Below are 25,273 nucleotides of genomic sequence, written 5' to 3'. Positions count from 1 at the left end.
ATAAAGTCAAGTGATTTTAAAAAAAATAAATAGAGGAAGCAAAAACAGTGTTTTTGCACCTCTAAACTCTACCAATCAAATAAATGTTTCAACGCCCTTGAAACTCCTCTAAACAACAACATCATCATCCGTAACAGGAAAAGGAGCAGCTCAGGCACCCAAAATAAGATATCAGTTATCAGGTCCAAAAGCGAAAACCAGAAATTGGACTTTTCTTTGTGTCTTCGTCTCCTCCCCTTACGCTTTTCACGCCAACTTTTCATGTGGTCCACTCCCAAAATAGCTTATCAGTTATATATCATACAGGAAATTATAACGTCAGCTTAGACAACACCTTCACGAATCATCGCATCGCCTACTTTAAGAAATCCGGCAATATTGGCACCGACATCCAAATTGCCGGGATGTCCATATTCTTCGGCAGCACTAACACTATTACGGTAGATATTTAGCATAATTTCGTGCAATTTGGCATCAACTTTTTCAAATGGCCAGGACAACTTCATACTGTTCTGTGCCATTTCCAGTGCCGATACAGCTACTCCGCCAGCGTTGGCAGCCTTTGCTGGCCCGAAAAGTATATGGCTTTCATTAAACAAATCGATAGCTTCCTGATTGGACGGCATATTTGCCCCTTCTGCAACTACCTTTATCCCATTTTTGATTAAAACACGTGCAGCATCGGCATCAATTTCATTTTGGGTTGCACAAGGTAAGGCGATGTCGCATGGAACCGTCCATATTTCCTCGCCATTTTGATGGAATGATGCATGCGGATGGATATCAATATATGTAGAGATAACGCCATCCTCATCCAATTTAAGCCGTTTTATCGTCTCAATGTGTATGCCCTTCTCGTCATAAATATAGCCTGTGGAATCACTGCATGCTATTACCTTGGCACCTAATTCCATTGCCTTTTCCATCGCATAAATCGCTACATTGCCGGCACCGGAGACCACCACCTTGCTTCCTTTTAAGTGAAGCCCATGATCCTGCATCATGTCATCGACAAAATAGATTAAACCATAACCTGTTGCCTCGGGTCTGACTAAACTTCCACCGAAACGAACATCTTTTCCGGTAAGCACACCAGGTTCGTATGTTCCACGCATTCGTTTGTACTGGCCAAACATAAAACCGATTTCTCTTGCACCTACACCGATATCGCCTGCAGGAATATCAACATTCGGACCAATATAATTGGCAAGCTCGGTCATATAGCTTTGACAAAAACGCATAATTTCATTGTTTGATTTTCCTTTTGGATTAAAGTCCGCTCCACCTTTTCCTCCGCCGATCGGCTGACCGGTTAAGGCGTTTTTGAAAATCTGTTCAAAGCCGAGAAATTTTATAATACTTGCATTTACCGTCGGATGAAACCGAGTGCCGCCCTTATAAGGACCGATACTCGAATTGAATTGAACCCGAAATCCTCTATTTACTTGAACGTTCCCGTTATCATCAACCCACGGCACACGAAAGGTAATGAATCTTTCCGGTTCAGAAATACGCTCTAATACCCCGTTTTTTATGTATTTGGGATTTTTTGCGAATACCGGAATCAATGCTGAAAATATGTGCTTGGCAGCCTGATGGAATTCAATTTCACCAGGATTCCTTTCTTCAATCTTTTGAAATACGGTATTAACATAATCAGATGCATGTTGTACGGCATCATCCTTGACTTTTTGAGTGGTTATCATATCGTTTCCCCTTTCATTCATAACGTAAAAAAATAGTGTATCCATCCGTACAAATGATGGAACACGTTCAAAGCTGAACATACATGTGAAGATAAGTCTAAACTAATCGTAAAAGATGGTGTGTCAATGAGTAATGCTGAAAATGGTGTGCAAAAAGTCTGCCGTGCTCATTTGAAGACTTTCTGACATTTTCTTATAAAACTTTTCGCTGGTATGACTTGGTATAGTAGCGGGATCATAGCTCAGCAATGGCTTTTACGGAGCTATAATTGAGAAATCAATGGAATATTTTTATTATAAGTATACATTTTACAGCATTTTTATAATAATTGCAAGAATAATAGATCAAATAGTTACACAATTTAGGAAATATGGTTGTTATAGCTTTGAATAGTTAGAGAAAAATTGATAAAAGTGCTAAGCTAACAATAGAAATATGTACGAACAATGGAGGGATCGACGTGTTAAAAAACACAACAGCTTATTCGTTAGCTAAACAAATCAGGGATAAAAGCCTTTCCCCAGTCGAAGTGATGGATTATTATCTGCAACGAATAGATACATACAACCTCGACATAAATGCAATTGTCACTCTGAACCAAGAGGCACGGGAGGAGGCGGTCAGGAAGGAAAAAGCGGTTTTTAATCAGAGAGAATTAGGGCCGCTCCACGGCGTTCCAGTGGCAATTAAGGATTTAACACCGACAAAAGGTATTCGAACATCTTTTGGTACAAAGCTTTATGCAAAAAATATTCCAGAACGGGATGCAACTATTGTCAGTCGTCTAAAAGCTGCAGGTGCAATCATTGTTGGTAAAACAAATACGCCTGACTTTGGCCACAAAGGTACGACGGATAACACCTTATTTGGGGCAACGAAAAACCCCTGGAACATAACGAAAACTGCTGGCGGGTCAAGTGGCGGTTCCGCAGCAGCGGTTGCAGCTGCCATGGTACCGCTCGCGGAAGGCAGTGATGGTGGCGGTTCGATCCGGATTCCGGCTAGCTTTTGCGGTATATATGGATTTAAACCAACGTATGGACGGATTCCCATGGACAACAACTTAACTAATGTGTTTGGTTCAACTAATCCATTCGTTAATCATGGACCATTGACTAGGTCGGTTAAGGATGCAGCATTGTTTGTTGACGTAACACAGGGGCCATCAACCACTGATCCATTCTCGTTGCCTGTATTCGATGAAAATCTCCTTGAGCAGATGAAAGGCCCTTTAGATGGGATGAAAATAGCGTATACAAAAGATTTTGGGATGTATACAGTTGAACCGGAAGTTTTGGAGATAATGGACGAGCAGCTGGCGAAATGGCGTGCATTAGGTTGTGAGGTAGAAGAGGTTTCACTGGACTTTGGTATGACGCTACATGAATTTCTCGGCTTTTTCAAAAATATGTGGTATGCCGCCGCAGCAGCTGGTGGAAAGGAAATCCTTGAGAAAACACCGGAATTAATCACCCCGTCCTATCAGACAATGATTGAACGCGGATTTTCTGTAACAACGAGTGATTACATTCATTATCAGACGAAACGGTCAACCGTTTGGAACGTATTGCAAAGCTATTTTAACGATTATGACCTGATTATGTCACCGACACTTGCAACACCTGCTTTTGATTATCAGTTGCTTGGGCCTGAAACGATTCAAGGGAAACAAATCGAAGCAGATTCAGATTGGATGATGACGCATATTTATAATATGACGGGATTGCCAGCAGCATCGATACCGGCAGGATTTACGAAAGATGGCTTGCCAGTCGGTATGCAGATTGCTGCAAACCGGTTTGCGGACGGGCTGGTACTAAGGGCAAGTCGCGGATATGAAGAGATTGTCGGCGGATTTCGTGTACCGGATCTGAGTGAGGTAAAGGCTTAAAACATGTTAAGGGGAATGAAAAGACGCCTTTACAAGGGTGTCTTTTCATTATTCGATTATTTGTCACAACTTTATTGCCAATTTGTGAAGTATTGAACAAAATAATTATCATATTTAAATTTTATGTTATGATATAGACGTAGTAAAGATATAGTTTAATTATTCATGTGAATCATTGAACAAGTATAAAGGAGATGGTATCATGTTTATGGACTTCATTCGTCATAATAAAGTTGTTGCAGGAGTGTTGGTATTTCTTCGGGTATATCTGGGGTATCATTGGATAATCGGAGGGTTGGAAAAAATTACTGGCGGGTTTGATGCAAGCGGCTTTCTCCAAGGCGCAATTGCCAGTGCTGGTGGGGAACACCCAGCTGTGCAAGGATGGTGGGCAGCATTTCTGGAAGGTGTTGCACTGCCAAATGCCGGATTCTTTAGTTTTTTGGTTATGTGGGGAGAACTCTTAGTAGGGATTGCGTTAATCCTTGGAATATTTACGAACTTTGCAGCATTGATGGGCATTACAATGAATTTCGCGTTTCTCTTCAGTGGTACAGTGAGCACCAATGGATTAATGATTCTCCTGACCATCTTCATCCTCGTTGCCGGGCATAATGCAGGAAGATACGGGCTGGATCGATGGGTCATTCCTTTCCTGAAAAACCACAACAGAGTAAAAAAGGATAAAGGCAAAAAACATGTTTTACCTGTTTGAAGCTTTAAATTAGCTGGTTCGGGATATAGTCCTGACCCGGCTTTTTTTTGCAAATATCACTTGAACAATTAAGCTCACCGAATAAATAAACAAGTAAAATGCTAACGTGGTTCCTCTTAACTTTCTGTTTGTAAATAGTTCTCCGGTCCGGTCAACCGCGATTAGACAATGCATGACAGCGCTAAAGGAAACAAATGCCAATTCATCTTTTGAAATACTTTTAATTGTTTCCCTTATCGTTCCCGCAACGGCATTAACTATCTCATCCGAATTTTGCTCGGCAACTAATGGGTTTGGTGTGTGTAATGGGTAATTTATCGTGTTAGTTGATACAACCTCCCCTTGTTTCGTGTATAAAACAGTTTTCGTACTCGTCGTACCAATGTCTACTCCCAAATAGAGAGATTATTGTTTCATTGATGTGCCTCCTAATTTGTAACAGAAAAAAAAGGAACAATAAAGCGGCTCCTTCTTCTCCTTATATTAGCCAATAAATAAACTTAATATAAATACTACCGCAAAGCCTACTAAAGCAATTAACGTTTCCATTATCGTCCATGACTTTAATGTGTCTTTTACATCTAGTCCAAAGTACCGGTTAACAAGCCAGAATCCGGAATCATTCACATGGGAAGCAATCGTTGCCCCTGCTGCAATTGCAATTACCATTAAGCCAAGGACAGGCCCTGATAAGCCAAGTGTATCGAATAATGGCGACATTAAGCCGGCTCCGGTTACCATCGCCACGGTTGCGGAACCTTGAGCAATCCGTACAAATGCGGTAATCAGGAATGCTAGCAGGATTGGCGGTAATGCAGAACCTACCATCATATCGCCAATCACATCACCAACACCTGAATCAATTAATACTTGTTTAAATACACCACCAGCACCGGTTACTAAAATGATAATACCAGCTGGCTCCAATGCTTTTGTTGCGATATCCTGAACGGATTCTCTTGAATAACCGCGTTTTACTCCCAGGAAGTAGAATGTTAATAGTGTTGCAATGGTTAGAGCGACAAACGGATGTCCCAAAAAGGTAAAAATGCTTCTGATTGTATTTCCTTCGTCAAGGATAACGCCTGATAATGTATTTGCCAAGATTAAAACTAGTGGAATAAAAATTAAAGATGCAATCATTGCGAAGCTCGGTAATTCCTGATCAAATTCCTGTTCTTCAATTTTTTGATAGTCAGGGATATCAGCATGAATCTTTTTTGCAATATATTTACCGAAAATTGGCCCGGCAATGATCATTGAGGGAATCCCTGCAATAGCTCCGAATAAAATAACCCAACCCAAATCTGCATGAATTAATTTGGCTACAGCTATCGGCCCCGGCGTTGGCGGAATAAAGCTATGGGTTACGGCTAGCCCTGCCAATAAAGGAATCCCATAATAAAGTAAGGATTTCCCCGTTTTTTTAGCCAAACCATAAATAATTGGTACTAAAATAATAAAACCGACATCGAAAAACACAGGAATGGCAACAATAAATCCAGTAATACCTAAAGCCCATTGTGATTTATCTTCCCCAAATTTGTTGATTAACGTTTGCGCTAATCGTTCGGCTCCCCCGGAAATTTCAAGCATTTTACCAAACATTGCACCAAGACCGACAACAACGGCCACGAATCCAAGTGTTCCGCCCATCCCGCTTTCAATTGACTCAATAACGCCGCTTAGTGGCATTCCAGCAGCAATGCCGACTAATAAGCTTACAAGCAGTAAAGCAACAAATGCGTGCAACTTTGTACGGATAACCAAGAATAATAACAAGAATATACTTGCAAGTGCCACAATAATTAATGTTGGACCTGACATTTCATTTTCCCCCTCTGTCTTAAACGCTTTCATTTAGCTTTTTATAGGAAGCCGGATGTATGTATAAATAGTTATCCGGCTAGTTGCTACTTCTTCACTACCTCATGACCGCCGAATTCATTCCGGAGCGCTGCAACGACTTTACCGGAAAATGTATCATCCTCTTGAGACCGATAACGCATCATTAAGGATAATGCAATAACTGGAGCTGCAACTTGGAAATCAAGTGCGGATTCGACCGTCCATTTTCCTTCCCCGGATGAATTCATCACACCACGTAAATCAGCAAGTTTTGCATCTTTGGAAAAAGCATGTTCCATTAATTCCATCAGCCACGAACGAATAACGGATCCATGATTCCAGACATTTGCGATCTTTTGATAATCATAATCGAAATCGCTTTTGTTCAAAACTTCAAATCCCTCGGCAATCGATTGCATCATCCCATACTCGATACCGTTATGAACCATTTTCAAAAAGTGGCCGCTTCCAGATTTCCCCGTATAAAGGTAACCATTCTCAATAGATACGTCCTTAAAGAGCTGCTCGATTTCAGGAAACTTTTCAGCATCACCACCAATCATCGTACATGCCCCTTGCCTTGCACCATCTGTACCACCACTCGTACCACAATCAAAGAAAAAAATTCCTTTTTCCTGAAGCAGTTTTCCGCGACGGAGCGTGTCTTTATAGTTTGAGTTTCCACCATCAATCAATATGTCACCAGCATTTAGCAGTGGCGTAAGTTGATTAATTACTGACTCTGTGATATCACCAGCAGGAACCATCAGCCAAATCTTTTTAGGTGACGGAAGCACTTTCACAAGCTTTTCTAGTGATCCTTGAAATTGAAAGTTCTTTTGTTCGATATTATCTGCTGCAGTTGAATTGGTATCATAGCCAACAATTTCATGGCCATGGTCGGCTAAATTTAATGCTAAGTTAAGGCCCATCTTGCCAAGGCCAACCATTCCTAATTTCATGATGTCCTCCTCTTGGAAGAATATTTTTTCGTATTAGATCAATTATATCAAATATTTTTCCGTAAGCAATACTTTAAAAAATGTTTATTTCCCTTATAATAGACCTAGATTATAAAAGTAAGGGGAACGGTTAATGGATAACGCACATCAGCACGGTTTAGCAAGTATTAGAAGCAACTATGCCAAATTTACAGATAAGGAAAAGAAAATCGCTGACTACATCTTAGATAATCCCCAAAATATTATTCATCATACGATCAATCAGGTTTCAGATGAATTAGATGTAGCGGAATCAACGGTATTTCGCTTTTGTCAGCGAATCGGTTTTAAGGGATATCAGGCACTAAAGATTGCTCTGGCAGCGGAAATTGTAACACCAATGAAGGATATTCATGAAAAAATTAACAACGGAGATAGTATTGCAACGGTTTCTGAAAAGGTTTTTCGTTCCAATATCAAAACACTGGAAGATACATTGTACATATTGGATGGTCATGCTATCGAACAGGCTGTTGGCCTGATCTTGGCAGCGGAGAAGGTGGAGTTTTTTGGAAATGGGGGGTCGGCACTAGTAGCACTTGATGCCTATCATAAATTTATCCGCAGTGGTCTTCAGGTAAATGCAAACCTTGATTCCCACATGCAGCTTATGTCGGCGTCGCAATTAACGGATAGAGATGTTGCTGTACTAGTTTCCCACTCGGGCTCCACAAAGGATATGCTTGATGTTTTGCAGGTTTTAAAAGAAAAGGGAGTTAAAACAGTCAGTATTACCAACTTCGCGAAATCACCGTTAACGAAAGAAGCGGATATTTCACTATACACGGTCGCTGAGGAAACAGATTTCCGTTCGGAAGCGTTATCGTCACGAATTGCCCAGCTCAGTATTATTGATGCGCTTTATACGAATGTAATGATTGCAACAAAGGAAAAGGGGAAGGAAGCATTGCAAAATATGCGGAAGGCGATTTCGTTGAAGCGGTTGTAGGTGGAAGTTAAATGCTGCAAACAAAACCTAAAAAGGGTTTTGCAATAGCAATCACCAGGGAACCCCCAAGAATCCCATTGAAGTGGCTAAATGAGGATGAATAATGTACCTGATTGATACATCGAAACAATTTCAAAAGTCATTTAAAAAGTTGGACGTTGTTTCGAAAAAGCGATTGAAAAAGCCTCATTTTAATAGCTCAGAATCCCCGCTACCCGTCCCTCCGTGTTAAAAAAATGTAAAGTAACCTAATTGGAATTCATAATTAAAACACTGGTAGAGGTTAGTGAGAAATTACCTGAATTTTAGCCTTATATAATTAAGGGGACAAAGAGACAGACGCACTGGCCTAATCTTGTCTTTTTAAATGAGCCAAGGTACCTGTCCTCATTGCCCCGCCCTATTAACTGCTTTTCGACAAAATTCGCAAATCTACCGAAAATTTTGCACTTGGTCTACACTGGTGCTAATAAAAGTGTTAAAATAAGAAAAAGTTTAAAAACCTTTATGAATAGAAATAAAGGTTTTAGAAAGAAGGATTCAAATTGGTACAATTACGTAGTGATATGATCAAAAAAGGAGTCGAGCGTGCACCACATCGCAGCCTGCTACATGCCGCAGGGGTAAAAACGAGAGATTTGGATAAGCCGTTTATTTTAGTGGTAAATTCGTATATAGATATTGTACCTGGACATGTACATTTACAAGAATTCGGTAAAATTGTGAAGGAAGCAATTCGCGAAGCCGGTGGTATTCCATTTGAAATGAACACGATTGGTGTTGATGATGGGATCGCAATGGGACATATCGGAATGAGATACTCTTTACCGAGCCGTGAAATTATTGCCGATTCGGTCGAAACCGTGGCAAATGCACATTGGTTTGATGGTATGGTTTGTATACCTAACTGTGACAAAATTACACCAGGAATGTTAATGGGAGCTTTACGAGTAAATATACCGTCCATTTTTGTTAGTGGCGGGCCAATGAAGGCGGGTACTGACAGTGCAGGTAACCCACTTTCTCTATCATCTGTATTTGAAGGTGTTGGAGCCTATCAAGCTGGTAAAATTGATGAAGCTAGATTGCTAGAATTAGAGCAAAATGCTTGCCCAACATGTGGGTCTTGTTCTGGAATGTTTACTGCGAATTCTATGAACTGTTTGGCAGAAGGAATTGGGCTTGCACTTCCTGGAAATGGTACGATCCTGGCTGTTGCTGAAGAACGTAAAGAATTTGTTAAAAAATCTGCAAAACAACTGGTGGAATTAATTAAAAAGGATATTAAACCACGTGATATCATTACAAAAGAGGCAATCGATAATGCTTTCGCGTTAGATATGGCAATGGGTGGTTCAACGAATACGGTATTACATACACTAGCTTTAGCTCAGGAAGCAGAAGTGGACTATCCAATTGAACGAATCAATGAGGTAGCTAATCGTGTTCCACATCTAGCTAAGGTTGCTCCAGCATCCGATTACCATATAGAAGATGTTCATCGGGCAGGTGGAATCAGTGCCATTGTGAATGAACTACTTAAAAAACCATATGCATTTAATGGGGATTGTCTAAGTGTTTCTGGCAAAACAATTCGTGAAACGGTTGCGGGGGCAGAAATTTTGGATACAGATGTTATCCATGCCTTAGATAATCCACACTCTGAACGTGGAGGACTTTCCGTATTGTTTGGAAATCTTGCTCCAGATGGTGCTATCATTAAAGTAGGTGCAGTAGATCCGGAAGTTGGTGGATATCACCGTGGTCCAGCAATCTGCTTTGATTCCCAAGAGGAAGCGCTAGAGGGAATTGAATCTGGTAAAGTAAAAGAAGGACATGTTGTTGTCATCCGCTATGAAGGTCCTAAAGGTGGGCCTGGAATGCCAGAGATGCTTGCTCCAACTTCACAGATCGTTGGTCGTGGTTTAGGTGCGAAAGTTGGTTTAATTACCGATGGACGTTTCTCTGGTGCATCAAGAGGTATTTCCATTGGTCATATCTCACCAGAAGCGGCAGAAGGTGGACCAATTGCATTTGTAGAAGATGGCGATATTATCGAACTTGATTTAAATAATCGTACTATTAATCTAGAAATTTCTGATGAAGAGTTTGAAAAACGTAAAGTAAATTGGAAAGGATTCGAGCCAAAAGTGAAAAAAGGATGGCTTGGCCGTTATTCCAAACTTGTAACTTCCGCAAATACAGGTGGGGTTATGAAAATATAATGAAAGAACAAAGGCGCAAGCGCCCGTTTAGCGGCTAGTGTGCTTATTCTGTTTTTCATTAGTGTAGTGTAGCGGCATTTACTTGATGCCGCTAGCCTTAATTCGAACTCCTCGTGAAAAAGCATTATTTTAAGCATTAACCATTCCATTTGTCCATCTGCTCATGTATAATATACTTCGAGTATCGAAGAAAGGACGGCTTACATGAGTACACAAGCAAATACGCAAACAGCTACTATTCCAGATAAAATTTGGACGCGCGACTTTGTCCTTGTTTGTCTGGCTAATTTTTTTATATTTTTAGGATTTCAAATGACACTGCCTACGATCCCGTTATTTGTAAAGGAATTGGGGGGCAGTGATCAATTAATTGGTATTATTACCGGTATTTTTACATTTTCGGCACTGCTGCTTCGGCCGTACGCCGGGCATGCATTGGAATCAAAAGGCAGACAATTTGTATATATGCTGGGGCTGGCTATTTTTGTACTATCTGTTGGTTCCTTTGCTTTTATTGGCAGTATTGTATTTTTATTTATCATGCGAATGGTACAGGGAATCGGCTGGGGATTTTCCACAACGGCGACAGGTACAATTGCCACTGACATTATTCCACCGAAGCGCCGTGGGGAGGGGATGGGCTATTTCGGGTTATCCGGAAATCTGGCACTTGCTTTTGGCCCATCACTTGGTTTGACGCTTGTCGGTGTCATGTCGTTTAAAGAATTGTTCCTGATCTGTTCCTCGTTAGGGTTAGTAGCGTTTTTATTATCATCAAGGATCCGCTACAAAAAAGTGGAACAATCACCAGATAAATCGACAACGGTCAAGTTTGACATTTTTGAAAAAACAGCCTTACAGCCATCGGTACTGTTATTCTTCATTACGGTAACATTTGGCGGGATTGCCTCATTTCTTCCGTTATATGCAGCACAAAAGGGTATCGAGGGAATTGAATTGTACTTCCTGATGTATGCACTTTTCCTGATGATTTCTCGAACATTTGCTGGCAAGATTTATGATACAAAAGGTCATCAATTTGTATTTCTGCCAGGTACTGTTCTCATTTTTATTGCCATGATTTTGTTATGCTGGCTACCAAATCTAACGGTTATGCTCATTGCTGGTGCAATATATGGACTTGGCTTTGGCAGTGTTCAGCCGGCACTTCAAGCATGGTCTGTGGACAAAGCACCTGATAACCGTAAAGGGATGGCCAATGCAACGTTCTTCTCCTTTTTTGACCTGGGAGTCGGGCTTGGTGCAATGGTATTTGGACAGTTAGCATTTATGTTTGGATATGGAACAATTTACGCAACCGCAGCAGGATCGGTTATGCTGTCGATGTTACTGTATATGTTCTTATTAATTAAATCGCGGAAACGAGCGATCAAATGATCTTGCAATAGCCCGGGGACAGGTTTAATTACGGTTACCGGGTTTTTTATTATACTAAATTAAGTATAATTGACTGCAGGATAACGGCATGCAGAAAATGGAGGTCGATGATAAAGACGAAAATAATTCCAGAACGGACAGCCCTAATGCACCGGTGACCTCCAATTTATTCAAAATCCCTGCAAAAGTGGGTGATAAAAGGGGCTTAACACGGGTCTGTAAATTATTATAAAAAATACCTTGCATTACAAGTTATGCAGATATATAATACATATATAACTTGTAATGCAAGGTATATGTGAGGTGAGAAAATCTTTGTCAACAACGCAAATGATGAAAGGAATTTTGGATGGTTGTCTGTTGGCAATTATTAAGGATAGAGAGGTATATGGCTATGAGCTGGCAGAACAGCTTGAACTGTACGGTTTTGACTCACTTAGTGAAGGAACAATCTATCCTCTCTTGTTGCGGATGCAGAAAGAAGAATTTGTGACATCCACTCGGAAAAAATCAACAGCCGGTCCAAAGCGAAAATATTATTCACTTACAAAAAAAGGAGAACAGGAGCTGGAAAAGTTCCTTGAACGGTGGAATTATTTACAGACGAACGTTAATCGAGTACTGAAACATGAAACAGTAACCAATCAGGAAAGGGAGTGATGGGGTGAATAAAAAACCACAACTGTCCTCTAAGAGCAGAAAATTCTTGGAAGACTTACGGGTATATTTATTTTCCAGTGGAAAGGATTCAGATGAAATTGCAGAAATTGTGGAGGAATTGGAAGTCCACTTGATGGAAGCGGAGAAAAACGGAAAATCGACTGAAAAAATAGTCGGACATTCGCCAAAGGAATATATGGAACAGCTATCAGATGAAATGCCCGTTGATTACAAATCGTGGATAATGTATGCGGTAATTATCATTTTTGGAGCATTTTCCTTTACACTAGCTAAAGATTTGTTGGAGGGTACACTTTCCTATTCATTACTTGAATTGATAGGTCATGTTATTATAGCTGGCCTTCTTATAGTTGGTCTCTATACTGCGTTTAAGTATATCGCTGGAAATCAGCTTTCAAGGTGGAAAGAGATTGCTGTGCTGTCTGTGTTAGGGTTCGTTCCAATAGCCTTGTTTGTCGGATTGATTCATTTAGATCGGTCCGTTGAAACTCCGATAATTCACTTCGACACAACAGGTACGATTTTGACAGCTGTTGTTACCGCTATTTTTTTGATCGCCGTGTCTTGGTGGGCAAAAACATGGGTGCTGCCGATTTTTCTTTTATTATTACTACTGCCGGATTATCTGTTTAGTCAGACCTCGATGGACAAGGAGCTGGCTCTAGTTTTAAGTACAGTTGTCAGCTTTGGCGGTATCGGTATTTATCTGTTCATTGTAGGCAAGATGAATAAAACATCAGGATAATGAAAGAAGGCTTGGTTTTTTTGTTTAGAAAGACCAACCAATGATCTTTAGTTTTGTAGTGATGGAAGGAAAAGATGAAAGAGGGCAAGCAAAAATTGGGAAATCAAGCCAGATTGCATTCATTTTTATATTAATCGGTTTTATCTTTCAATTGTTTTATATACATTTTGCTGCGCCAAGTATGGAACAAATCAAACGGCAATATATTTTTGGATGGGTATTGGTTTTTGTAGTAACTGTATTAGTATCATAATTCTGAGAGGAAAAAACTAAATTACAAAATCGGTGGACATTATATGGATTCTCCTATGATAGGGAATATCCTTAGGAAAGCCTTAAGAATGTGACAAATATGTTTTGAAACGTCTATTTGTGATATAATGAATGTAAAGAAGTAAAGAATGTAAGGAATATAAAGAGGTGATAATTGTGGAAGTATCAAGAATTAGTTCTAAAGGGCAGGTAACAGTACCAAAAACGATTAGACAAAAATTAAAGCTGGATGTAGGAGATCGTGTAGCTTTTATTGAGGATAATGGTAGGATCGTTATTACAAAGGCCAGTATTTTGGCTTTGCGTGAATTACAAAAAGAAATTGGTCAAGAAGCTGAGAATCAAGGCATTACAGAAGAAGATTTACAAGCTGAATTGGAAAAGGTCAGGGAGGACATGTGGAATGAGCGTAAAAAATGAAACCATGAGAGTATTTGTTTATTCAAATATTCTCATTTCCGCTGTCCTTTCCGAAAAATCTATATCAAGCCAGTTACTTGAATATATAATTGAGTATCATCAATTAGTTATTTGTAGTTATTCCATTACTGAAGTATCGAGGGTGATTAATAAAAAGTTTCCAAATAAGGTGAATATATGGGATCAATTTTTAACAACACTTGAATTTGAATTAACTTATACTCCTTCTGATCATAGGCCATATTCAATTCCTGATATTCGTGATGAAAAGGATATTCCTATTCTTGTTTCACTTGTAATTGCTGAACCTGATATTTTGATAACTGGAGATAAAGACTTCCATACTGATGAAATTAAGGAATATTTCACCCTCTATTCACCATCTGACTTTCTTCGTGATTTTACATAAACAAAGAATTTATTTTCTCCAGAAAGGCAAATTATTTTAATAAGGATCCCTATGCCTGAAAATAAGAAGAGCAATACATAGAAAACAGCAGTATTTATTAATTTCAAATGCTTAGTTATAACAAAGATTTTCCATAAACGGGTTTGACGTAAGGACGGGTTCTAGAAATAATTAATTCAGGTGGTATAATGGTTTTAGCAAATAACAAGGCGGTGTTTAAAATGAGTGTTAATCGTGAAGAACTAAAACGGCTAATTGACTTTATTCACGAAGAAGATACGGCTGAGGTATATGATTTTATCGGTTATCTGAATATGAAACGGGAAAGAGAAGCCATTGATCAAATGGATTTAGAACTTTTTTCTAAGGACAAAGAACTTATTCGTCAAGTACAGAAAAGTCGGGAAGATCGTGCTAATGGACGCATCTATGATCAAGAAAAGGGACTGAAGTATCTCAAAAACAAAATCAAGGAGTTTGAAAGTGAACAAAACTTATAATGTCTATTGGTCACAAACCGCCCTCGATGAATTGAGTAATATACTTGCTTATCCTCCAGAAGTTAAGGAACGGATATATTCGGATGCTTATAAACGATTATCATATGTGCCCACTTTGACTGCAAAACAAATACCTAATGGGACTTTAAAGGGTTATTGGGTAAGACTTGGTTTATATCAAGTAATTCTAGTATTTGAGGTTAATGAAGAAGAATCTGTTGTTAGGATTGATGGCATTAAACATAAGAGAGAAAATGTTTATTGGAAAAGAAAATAATAAGATAGTAGAAATTGAACCTCCATTAGAATGGGTAAGCGGGATAAAAATCCGAGGACAGATTCTTAATGCGCCCTTTTTATGTTGTTAAAATCTGTAAACGAGTGCAAGAATGGAATAAGATTGTGTACTTTCTTGGTTTTTTGGTCCAGATTATGGAAATATATTGCGGAAAACGACAAGGGAGTAAAATAATGGTAAAGAACTTTCCTTTACTGTTATCAATGTTATTAATTGGGAATAGTGCCTTAATAATAAGCCTGACTACACCGTTACCAGAGCTATTACATTGGGTTTTGTTAATCATTGCCGCAGTTTTTAATATTTGGAGTGCAATAGGTCTAATGCTGCACGCTTGGGTTCAAAAAGTTCAAATGGACATTGAAAATAGAAATTATTAGCATGTATCTTCCCAAATGAGCACAAAAAGGGAATAAGGGACGGAGCCTATAAATGTATTATTAGTACATTCACTTTAATAAGATTTTAGATTGCTTAAACTAAATCTGATATATGTTACTAAAATAAAGGATGTGTATGAAAGACTATGAATCAAGCGGCTCAGGTGTACTGGAATGAATTTTGGAAGGATCATGATCATCATGATCATCCCCAGTCTGTTAGTGCATGGCAATTCGGAGAGGATCCTGATTATCTTGCACAGTTGGTGATAGATGGCATTAAAACTGCAACATGTTCAGGATATATTTTTTACAAACTGGAGAATGAATCGCTGCCAACAACAGAGGATTACGGTATTATTTTAAACAGCTACAACAAACCTGTAGCAATTATTAAGACGGTAGAGGTTACGCTAACTCCTATGAATGAAGTTACGGAAGAGTTCGCTATTGCAGAAGGTGAAGGAGATAGAACTTACCAATACTGGTGGAAAGCACATGAAACATTTTTTAGAAGTGAATTAAATGCAATTGGACGTGAATTTACGGAAGATATGCTCTTGGTTTGTGAACGTTTTGAACTAGTGGATGTGAAGAATATGTGAAAAGCTCTTTCTCAGGTGTTGGGTATCTTTCCGGAATAGTGCTCCGTGGGCAATGCCAAAAATGATCCACTTAAGAAATCCTTTGTCATGGGGGCTGGACTCTTCATGGTGGATTATCTTAGACATAGAAAAGCTTTTAGATCATGTGAAGAGGTTGTGGATAGGTGAATAAGGTTTACGGGACAAGTAGCTTATAAACATCCAGGGCAAATTTAACCTGAAATAGGTGCAACTGTTGGGTTATAACATAAGTTGTTTCGTCACAATAAATTAGTTTCATTTACAATAAGCATTCCATTAACGGACTAAATTGCTGAATACCACAAGTTTAAAAAAATAAACACTCCGCGGGTTGGAGGTAAAATTATGCAGTCAGTGATACGGGTTATAAAAGCAGACGAACGACACATAGACGGAATAGTAAAAGTGTGTACGGATGGATATTGGGCAACATATGGTGTTTCACATCCGCAAGAATATATAAATAGGATCATTAAAGAGTTTTATAACACCTATCGAATTTCAAAGGAAGTGACTGTCTCAAACAAATATTGGGGTGGTTACTTTGTGGCTGTGGAGAATAAAAAGGTACTTGGTGCTGGTGGTGGCGGTATGATTGAAGAAGATAAAGGTGAAATATTTGTATTATATTTGGACCCTGAAAGAAGAAATGAAGGTATAGGCACAAAAATATTGGATGCAATTACAAATCAGCAAAAAGGATTTGGAGCTACTGAACAGTGGGTATCTGTTCAGAAAGGAAATCAAAAAGGAATTCCTTTCTATGAAGCTAAAGGCTTTGAATTTCAATATGAAAAAGAAGGGTATGGAAATGAAGAAGGAGAGAATTTCATTTCATTGAGATATTCTCGACAAATATGATTATTTCGCAAACGAACGCGCTAAAAGAAAGATTTTTTGATAACAAAAAGGTAAAAATAAATAAAATGTGTACAAACATTGATGTAGTGGTCTAATTAACATAGAAAGATAATAAGTGCATACACTAATAAAGACCGCCCATGCTGCTACATGGAGCGGTCGCAATAGACTGAAAACCCCGTCAAGAGGGGTAGGCAGCGAGATAAAAATAATCCCTCACATACCTGCTAGAGTGCATGAGGGATTATTTTTTATGGTTTTTATCAGAAACGATAAATGCTATTAACATCCCGAAGGAAATCTTAAGCGTTAGTGCACTAACAATGTCCATTGGCTACACCTCCCTCCCCGGGAACTTTCCCACCGAAGACTACCGACGAGCGAGAATTTACAGCGTTGGATGGAGAGTCAGGCAGGTTTGTCGAGGTCCCTGAGTACCCGCCATTTGCTTGGCAAGAAGGCGAAATTAATGCTTTAACACATCGTGCCTATAATATCCATGGAGATGATATTAAGATAAAAATGTTCAATGATCGTCTGGAAGTTCATAGTCCTGGTAAGCTGCCAAGTGTCATTAATGTTAAAAACATTAAGGAAACACGTTATTCAAGAAACCCCAAATTTGACGTTGAAAAATAATATTGCGGAACGAAGGAAGGGAGCTTGGAACGAAAGAAGCGCTCACAGAACAAAGGGGGAACTTAGAGCGAAACTAAGCCGAGACAAAACAAGTGCAATGGTTTAACTAAATACCATTGCACTTGTTTCTCTAGTGCTAATTATTGCCGATAAAAATATAAAAAACAAAACTTATCACATAGACCAGGAAACAAATGAACATTACTTTTGATGATTTACTTTTTGTATTAAATGCTTTGCCTAATCCATTTGATAGAATGTTTCCTATAAAGATACTTATCGCTAATCCTAGAGATACAATAGCTAATATAAACGTGAACTGTTCCATTCCATTATTTCCCCTTTAAGCTTCCCTCGGCAATACAATCCGCTTATACATCTGTACCGTCAGCCAATAATAGACGCCGTAAATAACAATGAAAATACTAATTGGCAACCAGATTTTTGTATATGGTTCCACTAGAATGAAACTGAACATTTGCATGCCGACTAACACGTGTACGAGTCCAACTAAGCCCGGGAAGAGGAACAATAGAAATAATTCCTTATAAATCGATTTCACTAACAATGATTTTCGAACGCCAATTTTTCGCAACATACTATAGCGATGCGTATCAGCAGAAGCGCTGGACAATAGTTTAAACATTAGTACACTTGCCATCATCATCAGAAAAGCAACTCCAAGGAAAAATCCCATGAAAATGGTTCCGCTGGCGATCCCTTTATACGCCATGTAATCAGCGAATTTACTTCCGCCGGCCATTTCGAGTCCAGGTTCACCTGTGTAGGATGCAGCCAATTGTTGCTGACGCTTTTCGATTTTCTCCAATTGCGGCAGATACGCCATGAAATCAGCAACACGCGCCACCACAACTTTTTGCTCGGCGGTGGTTACCTTCTGATAATGAGCCTGGTCCACAATGAAAATATCACGATCGCCAAACATTTGGAAGTCAGCGCGTAGTTCGGTTGACAGGGCGGTACTCCATGGATCCGGAATATTCTTCATTCCCTCCGCTCCGCTATTCGAATATTGCGCGTCTGGAAGGTCCGTTGCAACCCGTTTTGGTTCTGGCATTTCTAACGTTTCCGGGTTAAATTGCTTTATCAGCGGCGGATGATCGAGTAGATCCTTTTTGAGAAAATAAACCCCATTATCATCTACTTTATAATGATACGTGTTTTCCTCCGTGGTGTTCATGTTGTTTAAGGCCTGTATATCTTTCTCTGTTGGCTGGTGAATCGTAACGTCGTTTCCATGAAACATCGACGCCTGCAGCTCCACGTTGTTGTAAAATGAAAGACCTGCCGTCATTGCTCCTAGTCCAAGTGCTACAAGCATTGCGACTGTTCCAAGCACTTTTGTTAAGTTCCCCATCCGGAAACGCAATTGGGCGAATGTGAATGAATTAATCCCTTTTTCATTAAGGGTACGAATCCCTTTTACCTTTTTCATCAAATACGGTAACAGCGAAATAAACATCAGGTACGTACCAAGCGTGATCGTGATCGCTGCTAGAATAACACCGAATTGTGCCAGTTGCGCCATGTTAAACATCGCGTAATACCCTGCGCCAATAAGAATCACGGCAAAAATAACTCCTAAAATAGTTCTTCCGCCTTTTGCCTTTACCTGATCATGCTTCTCTTCTGCATGAAGCAAGTCCAATACAGATTTACTAGATATCTTAATGGCATTGACAATGGAAGTCAGTAAAAATAAAGCTACATAAAAAATAACCGTTGTGATGACAGATGATTTATAAAGCGCGTGAAACCCTTCACCGGAAAAATCAAGCTGATCCATCAGTAATCCTGCAATTCCTTGAGCGAATCCAACTCCAACGATTACTCCGACAACCAACGAGATAATGCCGATAAAGAACGTTTCAAAGAACATCAACTGGGCGACTTTATGCTTTTTAGCACCGAGGGTCATGTACATCCCTAATTCCTTTTGTCTCATGGAAAGCATAAATGATGTCGCATAAAAGATATAAAATAACGTAATGAACGCCAATATAAATGTACCGACGTGAAAGATAAAAACAATGGAACTAATCATGGCGTTTGATTCCAGAAAAGCCTTGTTTTGTGCTAGCGTTTCAAACATATAAAAGATGGCTATCGAAATAGTTAGTCCGAACAATAACACAAGATAGTCTTTAAACATTTTACGCATGCTGGAAAATGATAATTTTAATAACATTTCAGGTCCTCCTAATCTGCAAATTCAGCTAGTACATCGAGAATTTGATGATGAAATTCATTTCGGTTGCCATCACGGTGAATTTCTTTATATAATGCACCATCTTGGATAAATAAAATTCGTTCGCAATAGCTGGCACTAAGTGGATCGTGCGTTACAAGCATGATCGATACTCCGTGATTTTCATTCAAATGGAGCATTGCTTCCATCATGCTCTTTGCACTTTTGGAATCCAGTGCCCCTGTAGGTTCATCGGCTAAAATAATGGCCGGCTCATGTACTAATGCCCGGGCTGCTGCTGCCCGCTGCTTCTGTCCACCTGAAACCGTAACAGGATATTTTTCCAGGATAGCCTCAATGCCAAGTTTTTTTGCTACTTCCACGACACTTGGTTTAATCTTTCGTGATGGAACACCTTGCAATGATAATGGCAATGCAATATTTTCATAGATGCTTAGGTTCTCTAGCAGGTTAAAATCCTGAAAAATAAAGCCGAGCTGCTCTGACCGGAAGTCTGCCAATTGGCCTTGTTTCATCGACGTAATGTTGGTCCCAGCAATTTCAATTGTGCCATCGGTCGGTTTGTCCAAAGTGGAAACAACATTTAATAGTGTTGTTTTCCCAGCTCCTGAAGGCCCCATAATCCCGACGAATTCACCTTTCTGAATATCAAACGAAACACCTTTCAGTGCATGGAATTGATTTTCGTTTTTCTTGCCAAAAACTTTATGAACGTTTTGTACGTTAACAACGGCTTGATTCATTACAATAACCTCCAAATAAATGATCTATTGCTAGTTTAACCATCTACATACGAAAGTAATATCTGTTTTTCTTTCAGTAGTCTTACAGTTTTGTAAGGATAGGATATTAGGGGTCATAGTTATAATCCCAATGAAAATTTTCTTTGAAAATAGATGCCCCATTTTGACTGGGTCATGACGATTATAGTTGTAGAAAACGTATAGAATGTTTAAAATGAGCCTACCCTAGTGAACAAAGGCGCAAGTGCCCGGTTAGCGGCGTATATGCTGCGCCCTGCCAAGCAGGGTGGTTCGGTGTTGCTGCGCAAAGCGGCGGTTTTAACCGAACATTCCTGCCGTAGGAGATAAAGGAAACATGCCCCTGCAAAAGGGGTATGCCGACGTTGGACGCAAAGTCCGCTTTTAGTCGGCCTTCCTTCTTACCCGAGTCGATGTTGACTTATCGTACGAAGGCGGGTGTTGCATACTAGCCGCTGGGCGCTGGAGCCGGACGTGGCCTAGTCTGGCATGAGCAGAATAGAGCCTAAATTTTATACCTTCTTATCTATTTAAAAAAGTTTTCACAGTTTAAAAACATGCTAAACTCGTTTACAATAAAGAAAAGAGAGGCATGCAGAAGGTAGGTTAATAGACTTTGGCTAGTATTCAGAATATAAATTTGCAAAAACTGTTTCCAGCCGCGGTTTACCGACGTGGATTGGAATACTATAAACAGAACAGGGTCAGTGACTTGCTATTTGATATTAATAATCAGGTTTGGACAGCTACCGTTCGCGGGTCGGAAATGTATTTTGTTGAAATAAACATGGCCGATTTTAACAGTGGTTCAATTGATACCTATTGCGACTGTCCGGCTTTTGATACCTATAACACGTGCAAGCATATAGTAGCTGTTCTAATTGCCATTTCCAAAAAACCATCATCAAATGTATTTGCGCAAACCTTAGATGATTATCAGACGACTAGCCGTTTTATTGACTCGATTACGTCCATTCAGCACCAGGAGACATCGCAAATGATGACACAAAAGGTGCCGCTTAAAGTCGAGTATTATATGAAATGGACATATGACCAGCAGTTATTGCTCGAATTAAAAACGGGTGAAAAGCGCTCATTTGTTGTCAAGAATGCCCATGAATTTTTAAAACATGTTCTGCATGGTAATGAGCACTATTTCACAAAAACATTTACGTACAATCCGGATAATCACTATTTTTTTACACAGGATATGGAATTGTTTGAGATGCTGTATTCAGTTTTACGTAATGAGCAAATATATACCGATCGGGCATTTTACCATTACCGGGATACATCAGAACGATCGATCGTCATTCCGCCGCTGCTTATCGAACCATTGCTGGATAGACTTATTGATCGTCATTTTATTGTAGAAACTAGGGAGAAGAGCTTTGATCATGTGGACGTTGTAAAAGACAGCCTGCCATTTCGTTTTGCTATTTCGAAAAATAAACAAGGGGAAATGATGTTAGCAATAGATGAAATGGATTCCATGGTCTATTTCAACGCGTATCAATTATTGTTTTCGAATGGAACGTTCTATTTTCCGACAAAAGAACAGCTGCCGATCGTGGAACAATTAAACACGGTTGGCATGAAGAATCAGCAATTACCGGTTACGAAAAAGCAAGCAGATGTTTTTGTGTCGGAGGTTCTTCCTACGTTGAAAAAAGTCGGAGAGGTACAAATTTCAGAAGCAGTTGCATCGGAGATTATTCAAGTACCATTGCGGGCTAAACTTTACCTTGACGTGCAAGAGGATCTCATTGTTGGCAAGCTGGAATATCATTATGGCGACCACAACATTGATCCGTTCAATGGCCGTGAACAGGATGATGTGATTATTATTCGTGATGTTGGTGCGGAACAGCAGATTATGCGGCTGATTGAGCATGCGAACTTTCATTACAATGGAAAAGAATTATATATCAGTGCCGATGAGGAAACGTTATATGATTTTTTATATCACATTTTACCGTTGTTTGAGCAATATGTGGAACTGTTTTTAACTTCAGAAGTTCGCCAATTTATTGTGGAAAATGAAGCATCACCTACTACTAGTGTAAGACTGGAGTCATCGTCCAATTTGCTGGAAATCGGTTTTACAATGGACGGGATAAATGATAGTGAAATTAATGATGTTCTGAATGCGGTGATGGAGAAGAAACGGTATTATCGTTTGCAAAGCGGTGCATTGCTTTCCTTGGAGGGGGAGGAATTTTCCTCAATTCAAGAGCTTTTGACGGATCTGGATATTAGCAAATCGGATATACAGGATGGAAACGTACAAATGCCAGTATATCGCGGCGCACAAATTGATGAATTAATCGGAACAAAAAAGGACTATGATCCATCCTTTCGCCGCCTGCTTCACCAACTGAAATCACCGGAGGAGCAAATTTACCCTTTACCTGAGCAATTACATGCAACATTACGGGATTACCAGAAAACCGGCTATCAGTGGTTTAAGGCGTTAAGTACCTATCAATTAGGTGGTATTTTGGCGGATGATATGGGGCTGGGAAAAACATTGCAAAGTATCACGTACATTGTATCGGAACCAAGTGATAAACCGCATTTAATTGTTGCCCCGTCATCGGTTTTATACAATTGGAAAAGTGAATGTCAAAAGTTTGCACCCGGTTTGCAGACGGCGATTATAACCGGCACCCCAGCAGAACGGCAAAAGCTGATTCAGGAAATGAGCCATCAGGATGTTTGGATTACGTCATATTCGACTTTACGGCAGGATATCGAATTGTATCAGGGACTGACTTTCCAAACGGTCATTTTGGATGAAGCACAATATATTAAAAACTACGCAACGAAAACATCTCGTGCTATCCGGGAAATAAAGGCACGTAAACGATTTGCCTTAAGCGGGACACCTATCGAAAATTCGATTGATGAATTGTGGGCAATCTTTCAGGTTATTCTACCAGGACTAATGCCAAATCAGCGTACCTTCCGACAACTGCAGCATGAAAAAATCGCGATGCTGACCAAGCCATTTATTTTGCGTCGCTTGAAGCAGGATGTGTTAAGGGAGCTCCCGGAAAAAATTGAAACAGTTCATGTTTCCGAATTAACCAAGCCGCAAAAAGAATTATATCTCGGTTATTTGCGAAAGCTGCAGCAGGAAGCGGCACAAACGATGAAGAATGATGACTTTCAAAAAAACCGGATGAAAATTTTGGCCGGACTGACACGATTGCGGCAGATTTGCTGTCACCCATCTTTATTTATCGAGAATTATGAAGGGCAATCAGGGAAGCTTGAGCAGTTAATGGAAACCGTGCAAAATGCAGTTGAAAACGACAAGCGGATGCTAATCTTTTCCCAATTTACCAGTATGCATGAGATTATTATCAATAAATTGGAAGAAGCGGGGATTGATTATTTTTATTTAAACGGATCGACACCCTCAAAGGATCGGGTGCAAATGAGCGAGCGATTTAATAATGGTGAAAAGCGTGTCTTTCTGATATCGCTGAAGGCTGGCGGTACCGGGTTAAATTTAACAGGGGCGGATACAGTGATTCTATATGATCTGTGGTGGAATCCGGCTGTTGAAGATCAGGCTGCAGGCAGGGCACATCGTTTTGGGCAGAAAAATGTCGTGCAGGTAATTCGTCTCATCACAGAAGGAACGATTGAGGAAAAAATTTATGACCTGCAGCAAAAGAAACGGGAACTGATTGATCAAGTCATTAAGCCTGGTGAGAAAATGCTAACCAGCTTGACGGAGGAAGATGTAAGAGAACTGCTGAGCTTATAGTGCTTGGCAGTTTTTTAATCGTCCAGCTGGAAATTAGATACGCTGTAGATAACTGACTGGTCGTGGCAGGCCGCGTCCCGGCGCCAGCGGCCAACACCCGCCGCACGATAGGGGCAACATCGGTGAAAGGGAAAGTTTGTTAAAACCCCAGGCGACAACGCCACGCCGTCCGCCCAAGCTTGGCAGTGCGCAGTCCATACACCGCTACACGAGCTCTCCCAGCAGCTTTTTCTAGATTGGATCAGCGACTTTTCGGTTTTGATCAGCGGCTTCCCGGTTTTGATCGGCGACTTTTCGGTTTCGATCAGCGGCTTCCCGGTTTTGATCGGCGACTTTTCGGTTTCGATCAGCGGCTTCCCGGTTTTGATCGGCGACTTTTCGGTTTCGATCAGCGGCTTCTCGGTTTTGATCGGCGATTATCCGCTTTTGATCAGCGACTTCCCGCGTTTAATCGGCTTTGTCCTCTTCACAAGAAAATTAGATACGCTGTGGATAACTTGCTAGTCATGATGAGCCGCGTCCTGGCGCCCAAATGATTGGAAAACGGGTATTGCAATTGTACCAAATATATAGTATATTCAAATAACAAAAGGGGATGGTCAAAATTGAAAAAAGTATTCAATGGGGTTTGCAAGTTTTTTGTAGCTAATGCTGCGGTAGTCATTACGATTATTTTACTGCCAGTATTTTTAGTTACCGACGATGTTTCACTTTTTGACCAAATTATGGATTATTTGTTCAATGATGAAAGCTGACAAATGGGGGACTTTCCTTGTTTTCCCTCATTCGTTAATAAAAAAGAGCCAGATTGCCGATCCAATCTGACTCAAGCATTTTTAAGAGGTTGTTCAAAATATCACCAAATGATAGGCGGTGAACGCTAGAGTGGACTTACGACGTACAGGACGTGCCGCTCTTAGTCGCCCTTCTCATTCGGC

At 40.0% G+C, this 25,273-nt stretch carries 26 protein-coding genes; 19 read left to right on the top strand and 7 right to left on the bottom strand.

What is annotated here, in order from left to right:
• Nucleotides 1–323: 323 nt before the first annotated feature.
• A complete protein-coding gene (gene gdhA, locus CZ382_RS12125; protein WP_088051485.1) occupies nt 324–1,706 on the bottom strand; it encodes an NADP-specific glutamate dehydrogenase in 1,383 nt (460 codons plus the stop codon).
• Between the two features lie 461 nt (nt 1,707–2,167).
• Here gdhA and CZ382_RS12120 point away from each other — a divergent pair, with 461 nt between their 5' ends.
• Together CZ382_RS12120 and CZ382_RS12115 are read left to right on the top strand one after the other, a co-directional pair.
• Nucleotides 2,168–3,598, top strand: a complete 1,431-nt coding sequence (locus tag CZ382_RS12120; protein ID WP_088051484.1) for an amidase — start codon at nt 2,168–2,170, stop codon at nt 3,596–3,598.
• Between the two features lie 202 nt (nt 3,599–3,800).
• On the top strand, nt 3,801–4,313 hold the full coding sequence (locus tag CZ382_RS12115; RefSeq protein ID WP_088051483.1) for a DoxX family protein: 513 nt from the start codon (nt 3,801–3,803) through the stop codon (nt 4,311–4,313).
• 9 nt (nt 4,314–4,322) lie between these two features.
• Here the strand turns inward: CZ382_RS12115 and CZ382_RS12110 are convergent, their stop codons facing one another.
• The 3 genes from CZ382_RS12110 to gnd all read right to left on the bottom strand — a co-directional run bounded on the left by CZ382_RS12110 (nt 4,323) and on the right by gnd (nt 7,123).
• Nucleotides 4,323–4,709, bottom strand: coding sequence for an FGGY family carbohydrate kinase (locus CZ382_RS12110; protein WP_088051482.1), 387 nt, complete (start codon nt 4,707–4,709; stop codon nt 4,323–4,325).
• Between the two features lie 87 nt (nt 4,710–4,796).
• Nucleotides 4,797–6,140 (bottom strand): GntP family permease, encoded by a 1,344-nt coding sequence (locus CZ382_RS12105; RefSeq protein ID WP_088051481.1) that lies wholly within the window; start codon nt 6,138–6,140, stop codon nt 4,797–4,799.
• Between the two features lie 86 nt (nt 6,141–6,226).
• Entirely contained in the window at nt 6,227–7,123 is an 897-nt protein-coding gene (gene gnd / locus CZ382_RS12100; protein ID WP_088051480.1) for a phosphogluconate dehydrogenase (NAD(+)-dependent, decarboxylating), read from the bottom strand.
• Nucleotides 7,124–7,256: 133 nt separating this feature from the next.
• On the opposite strand from gnd, the gene CZ382_RS12095 reads away from it, so the two are divergent.
• The 14 genes from CZ382_RS12095 to CZ382_RS12030 all read left to right on the top strand — a co-directional run bounded on the left by CZ382_RS12095 (nt 7,257) and on the right by CZ382_RS12030 (nt 17,566).
• The gene (locus CZ382_RS12095; RefSeq protein ID WP_088051479.1) at nt 7,257–8,111 is read left to right on the top strand and encodes a MurR/RpiR family transcriptional regulator; all 855 of its coding nucleotides are present in this window, start codon (nt 7,257–7,259) and stop codon (nt 8,109–8,111) included.
• A 545-nt stretch (nt 8,112–8,656) separates the two neighbouring features.
• Complete coding sequence (ilvD, locus tag CZ382_RS12090) at nt 8,657–10,336, top strand: dihydroxy-acid dehydratase (protein WP_268811325.1); 1,680 nt, start codon at nt 8,657–8,659, stop codon at nt 10,334–10,336.
• Between the two features lie 204 nt (nt 10,337–10,540).
• On the top strand, nt 10,541–11,734 hold the full coding sequence (locus CZ382_RS12085) for an MFS transporter (protein ID WP_088051478.1): 1,194 nt from the start codon (nt 10,541–10,543) through the stop codon (nt 11,732–11,734).
• Between the two features lie 315 nt (nt 11,735–12,049).
• The gene (locus CZ382_RS12080; RefSeq protein WP_188724864.1) at nt 12,050–12,394 is read left to right on the top strand and encodes a PadR family transcriptional regulator; all 345 of its coding nucleotides are present in this window, start codon (nt 12,050–12,052) and stop codon (nt 12,392–12,394) included.
• Nucleotides 12,395–12,398: 4 nt separating this feature from the next.
• Nucleotides 12,399–13,160, top strand: a complete 762-nt coding sequence (locus CZ382_RS12075) for an HAAS domain-containing protein (RefSeq protein ID WP_088051476.1) — start codon at nt 12,399–12,401, stop codon at nt 13,158–13,160.
• Between the two features lie 40 nt (nt 13,161–13,200).
• A complete protein-coding gene (locus CZ382_RS12070) occupies nt 13,201–13,413 on the top strand; it encodes a hypothetical protein (RefSeq protein WP_088051475.1) in 213 nt (70 codons plus the stop codon).
• 176 nt (nt 13,414–13,589) lie between these two features.
• Nucleotides 13,590–13,853, top strand: coding sequence for an AbrB/MazE/SpoVT family DNA-binding domain-containing protein (locus CZ382_RS12065; protein WP_088051474.1), 264 nt, complete (start codon nt 13,590–13,592; stop codon nt 13,851–13,853).
• Nucleotides 13,837–14,262: a putative toxin-antitoxin system toxin component, PIN family gene (locus CZ382_RS12060; RefSeq protein WP_088051473.1), complete on the top strand. Its 426-nt coding sequence runs from the start codon at nt 13,837–13,839 to the stop codon at nt 14,260–14,262. Before CZ382_RS12065 ends, CZ382_RS12060 begins: the two co-directional genes overlap by 17 nt.
• Nucleotides 14,263–14,483: 221 nt before the next feature.
• Nucleotides 14,484–14,762 carry a hypothetical protein gene (locus CZ382_RS12055; protein WP_088053462.1) on the top strand — a complete coding sequence of 93 codons (279 nt, stop codon included), beginning with the start codon at nt 14,484–14,486 and terminating at the stop codon, nt 14,760–14,762.
• On the top strand, nt 14,746–15,039 hold the full coding sequence (locus CZ382_RS12050) for a type II toxin-antitoxin system RelE family toxin (protein WP_088051472.1): 294 nt from the start codon (nt 14,746–14,748) through the stop codon (nt 15,037–15,039). The genes CZ382_RS12055 and CZ382_RS12050 overlap by 17 nt, the downstream gene beginning before the upstream one ends.
• A gap of 194 nt (nt 15,040–15,233) precedes the next feature.
• Nucleotides 15,234–15,440: a hypothetical protein gene (locus tag CZ382_RS12045; RefSeq protein WP_088053461.1), complete on the top strand. Its 207-nt coding sequence runs from the start codon at nt 15,234–15,236 to the stop codon at nt 15,438–15,440.
• Nucleotides 15,441–15,586: 146 nt separating this feature from the next.
• Nucleotides 15,587–16,045, top strand: a complete 459-nt coding sequence (locus CZ382_RS12040) for an ASCH domain-containing protein (protein WP_088051471.1) — start codon at nt 15,587–15,589, stop codon at nt 16,043–16,045.
• Between the two features lie 375 nt (nt 16,046–16,420).
• A complete protein-coding gene (locus tag CZ382_RS12035) occupies nt 16,421–16,927 on the top strand; it encodes a GNAT family N-acetyltransferase (RefSeq protein ID WP_407701322.1) in 507 nt (168 codons plus the stop codon).
• Nucleotides 16,928–17,323: 396 nt separating this feature from the next.
• A complete protein-coding gene (locus tag CZ382_RS12030; protein ID WP_200809525.1) occupies nt 17,324–17,566 on the top strand; it encodes an ATP-binding protein in 243 nt (80 codons plus the stop codon).
• A gap of 136 nt (nt 17,567–17,702) precedes the next feature.
• On the opposite strand, the gene CZ382_RS12025 is transcribed toward CZ382_RS12030, so the two are convergent.
• The 3 genes from CZ382_RS12025 to CZ382_RS12015 are packed head-to-tail and all read right to left on the bottom strand — an operon-like array spanning nt 17,703 to nt 20,539.
• Nucleotides 17,703–17,894 (bottom strand): hypothetical protein, encoded by a 192-nt coding sequence (locus CZ382_RS12025; protein ID WP_088051468.1) that lies wholly within the window; start codon nt 17,892–17,894, stop codon nt 17,703–17,705.
• Nucleotides 17,895–17,909: 15 nt separating this feature from the next.
• Nucleotides 17,910–19,775, bottom strand: coding sequence for an FtsX-like permease family protein (locus tag CZ382_RS12020; RefSeq protein WP_088051467.1), 1,866 nt, complete (start codon nt 19,773–19,775; stop codon nt 17,910–17,912).
• A gap of 11 nt (nt 19,776–19,786) precedes the next feature.
• On the bottom strand, nt 19,787–20,539 hold the full coding sequence (locus CZ382_RS12015) for an ABC transporter ATP-binding protein (protein WP_088051466.1): 753 nt from the start codon (nt 20,537–20,539) through the stop codon (nt 19,787–19,789).
• 634 nt (nt 20,540–21,173) lie between these two features.
• Here CZ382_RS12015 and CZ382_RS12010 point away from each other — a divergent pair.
• The 3 genes from CZ382_RS12010 (at nt 21,174) to CZ382_RS23755 (ending at nt 25,090) form a co-directional block, all read left to right on the top strand.
• Nucleotides 21,174–24,335, top strand: coding sequence for a DEAD/DEAH box helicase (locus CZ382_RS12010; RefSeq protein WP_088051465.1), 3,162 nt, complete (start codon nt 21,174–21,176; stop codon nt 24,333–24,335).
• 279 nt (nt 24,336–24,614) lie between these two features.
• Nucleotides 24,615–24,839 (top strand): hypothetical protein, encoded by a 225-nt coding sequence (locus CZ382_RS23430; protein WP_140392731.1) that lies wholly within the window; start codon nt 24,615–24,617, stop codon nt 24,837–24,839.
• A gap of 101 nt (nt 24,840–24,940) precedes the next feature.
• Complete coding sequence (locus tag CZ382_RS23755) at nt 24,941–25,090, top strand: hypothetical protein (protein WP_155554977.1); 150 nt, start codon at nt 24,941–24,943, stop codon at nt 25,088–25,090.
• The last annotated feature ends 183 nt before the right edge of the window (nt 25,091–25,273 follow it).

The organism is Virgibacillus dakarensis (assembly GCF_900155625.1).
Taxonomy (GTDB): Bacteria; Bacillota; Bacilli; order Bacillales; family Amphibacillaceae; genus Lentibacillus_C; species Lentibacillus_C populi.
This window is presented reverse-complemented; position numbering and strand designations above follow the sequence as displayed.

Coding starts and splice junctions, on each gene's coding strand:
- gdhA (WP_088051485.1), bottom strand. CDS start 1,706: ATGATAACCACTCAAAAAGTCAAGGATGATGCCGTACAACATGCATCT.
- CZ382_RS12115 (WP_088051483.1), top strand. CDS start 3,801: ATGTTTATGGACTTCATTCGTCATAATAAAGTTGTTGCAGGAGTGTTG.
- CZ382_RS12105 (WP_088051481.1), bottom strand. CDS start 6,140: ATGTCAGGTCCAACATTAATTATTGTGGCACTTGCAAGTATATTCTTG.
- gnd (WP_088051480.1), bottom strand. CDS start 7,123: ATGAAATTAGGAATGGTTGGCCTTGGCAAGATGGGCCTTAACTTAGCA.
- CZ382_RS12095 (WP_088051479.1), top strand. CDS start 7,257: ATGGATAACGCACATCAGCACGGTTTAGCAAGTATTAGAAGCAACTAT.
- CZ382_RS12085 (WP_088051478.1), top strand. CDS start 10,541: ATGAGTACACAAGCAAATACGCAAACAGCTACTATTCCAGATAAAATT.
- CZ382_RS12070 (WP_088051475.1), top strand. CDS start 13,201: ATGATCTTTAGTTTTGTAGTGATGGAAGGAAAAGATGAAAGAGGGCAA.
- CZ382_RS12060 (WP_088051473.1), top strand. CDS start 13,837: ATGAGCGTAAAAAATGAAACCATGAGAGTATTTGTTTATTCAAATATT.
- CZ382_RS12055 (WP_088053462.1), top strand. CDS start 14,484: ATGAGTGTTAATCGTGAAGAACTAAAACGGCTAATTGACTTTATTCAC.
- CZ382_RS12045 (WP_088053461.1), top strand. CDS start 15,234: ATGGTAAAGAACTTTCCTTTACTGTTATCAATGTTATTAATTGGGAAT.
- CZ382_RS12040 (WP_088051471.1), top strand. CDS start 15,587: ATGAATCAAGCGGCTCAGGTGTACTGGAATGAATTTTGGAAGGATCAT.
- CZ382_RS12025 (WP_088051468.1), bottom strand. CDS start 17,894: ATGGAACAGTTCACGTTTATATTAGCTATTGTATCTCTAGGATTAGCG.
- CZ382_RS12020 (WP_088051467.1), bottom strand. CDS start 19,775: ATGTTATTAAAATTATCATTTTCCAGCATGCGTAAAATGTTTAAAGAC.
- CZ382_RS12015 (WP_088051466.1), bottom strand. CDS start 20,539: ATGAATCAAGCCGTTGTTAACGTACAAAACGTTCATAAAGTTTTTGGC.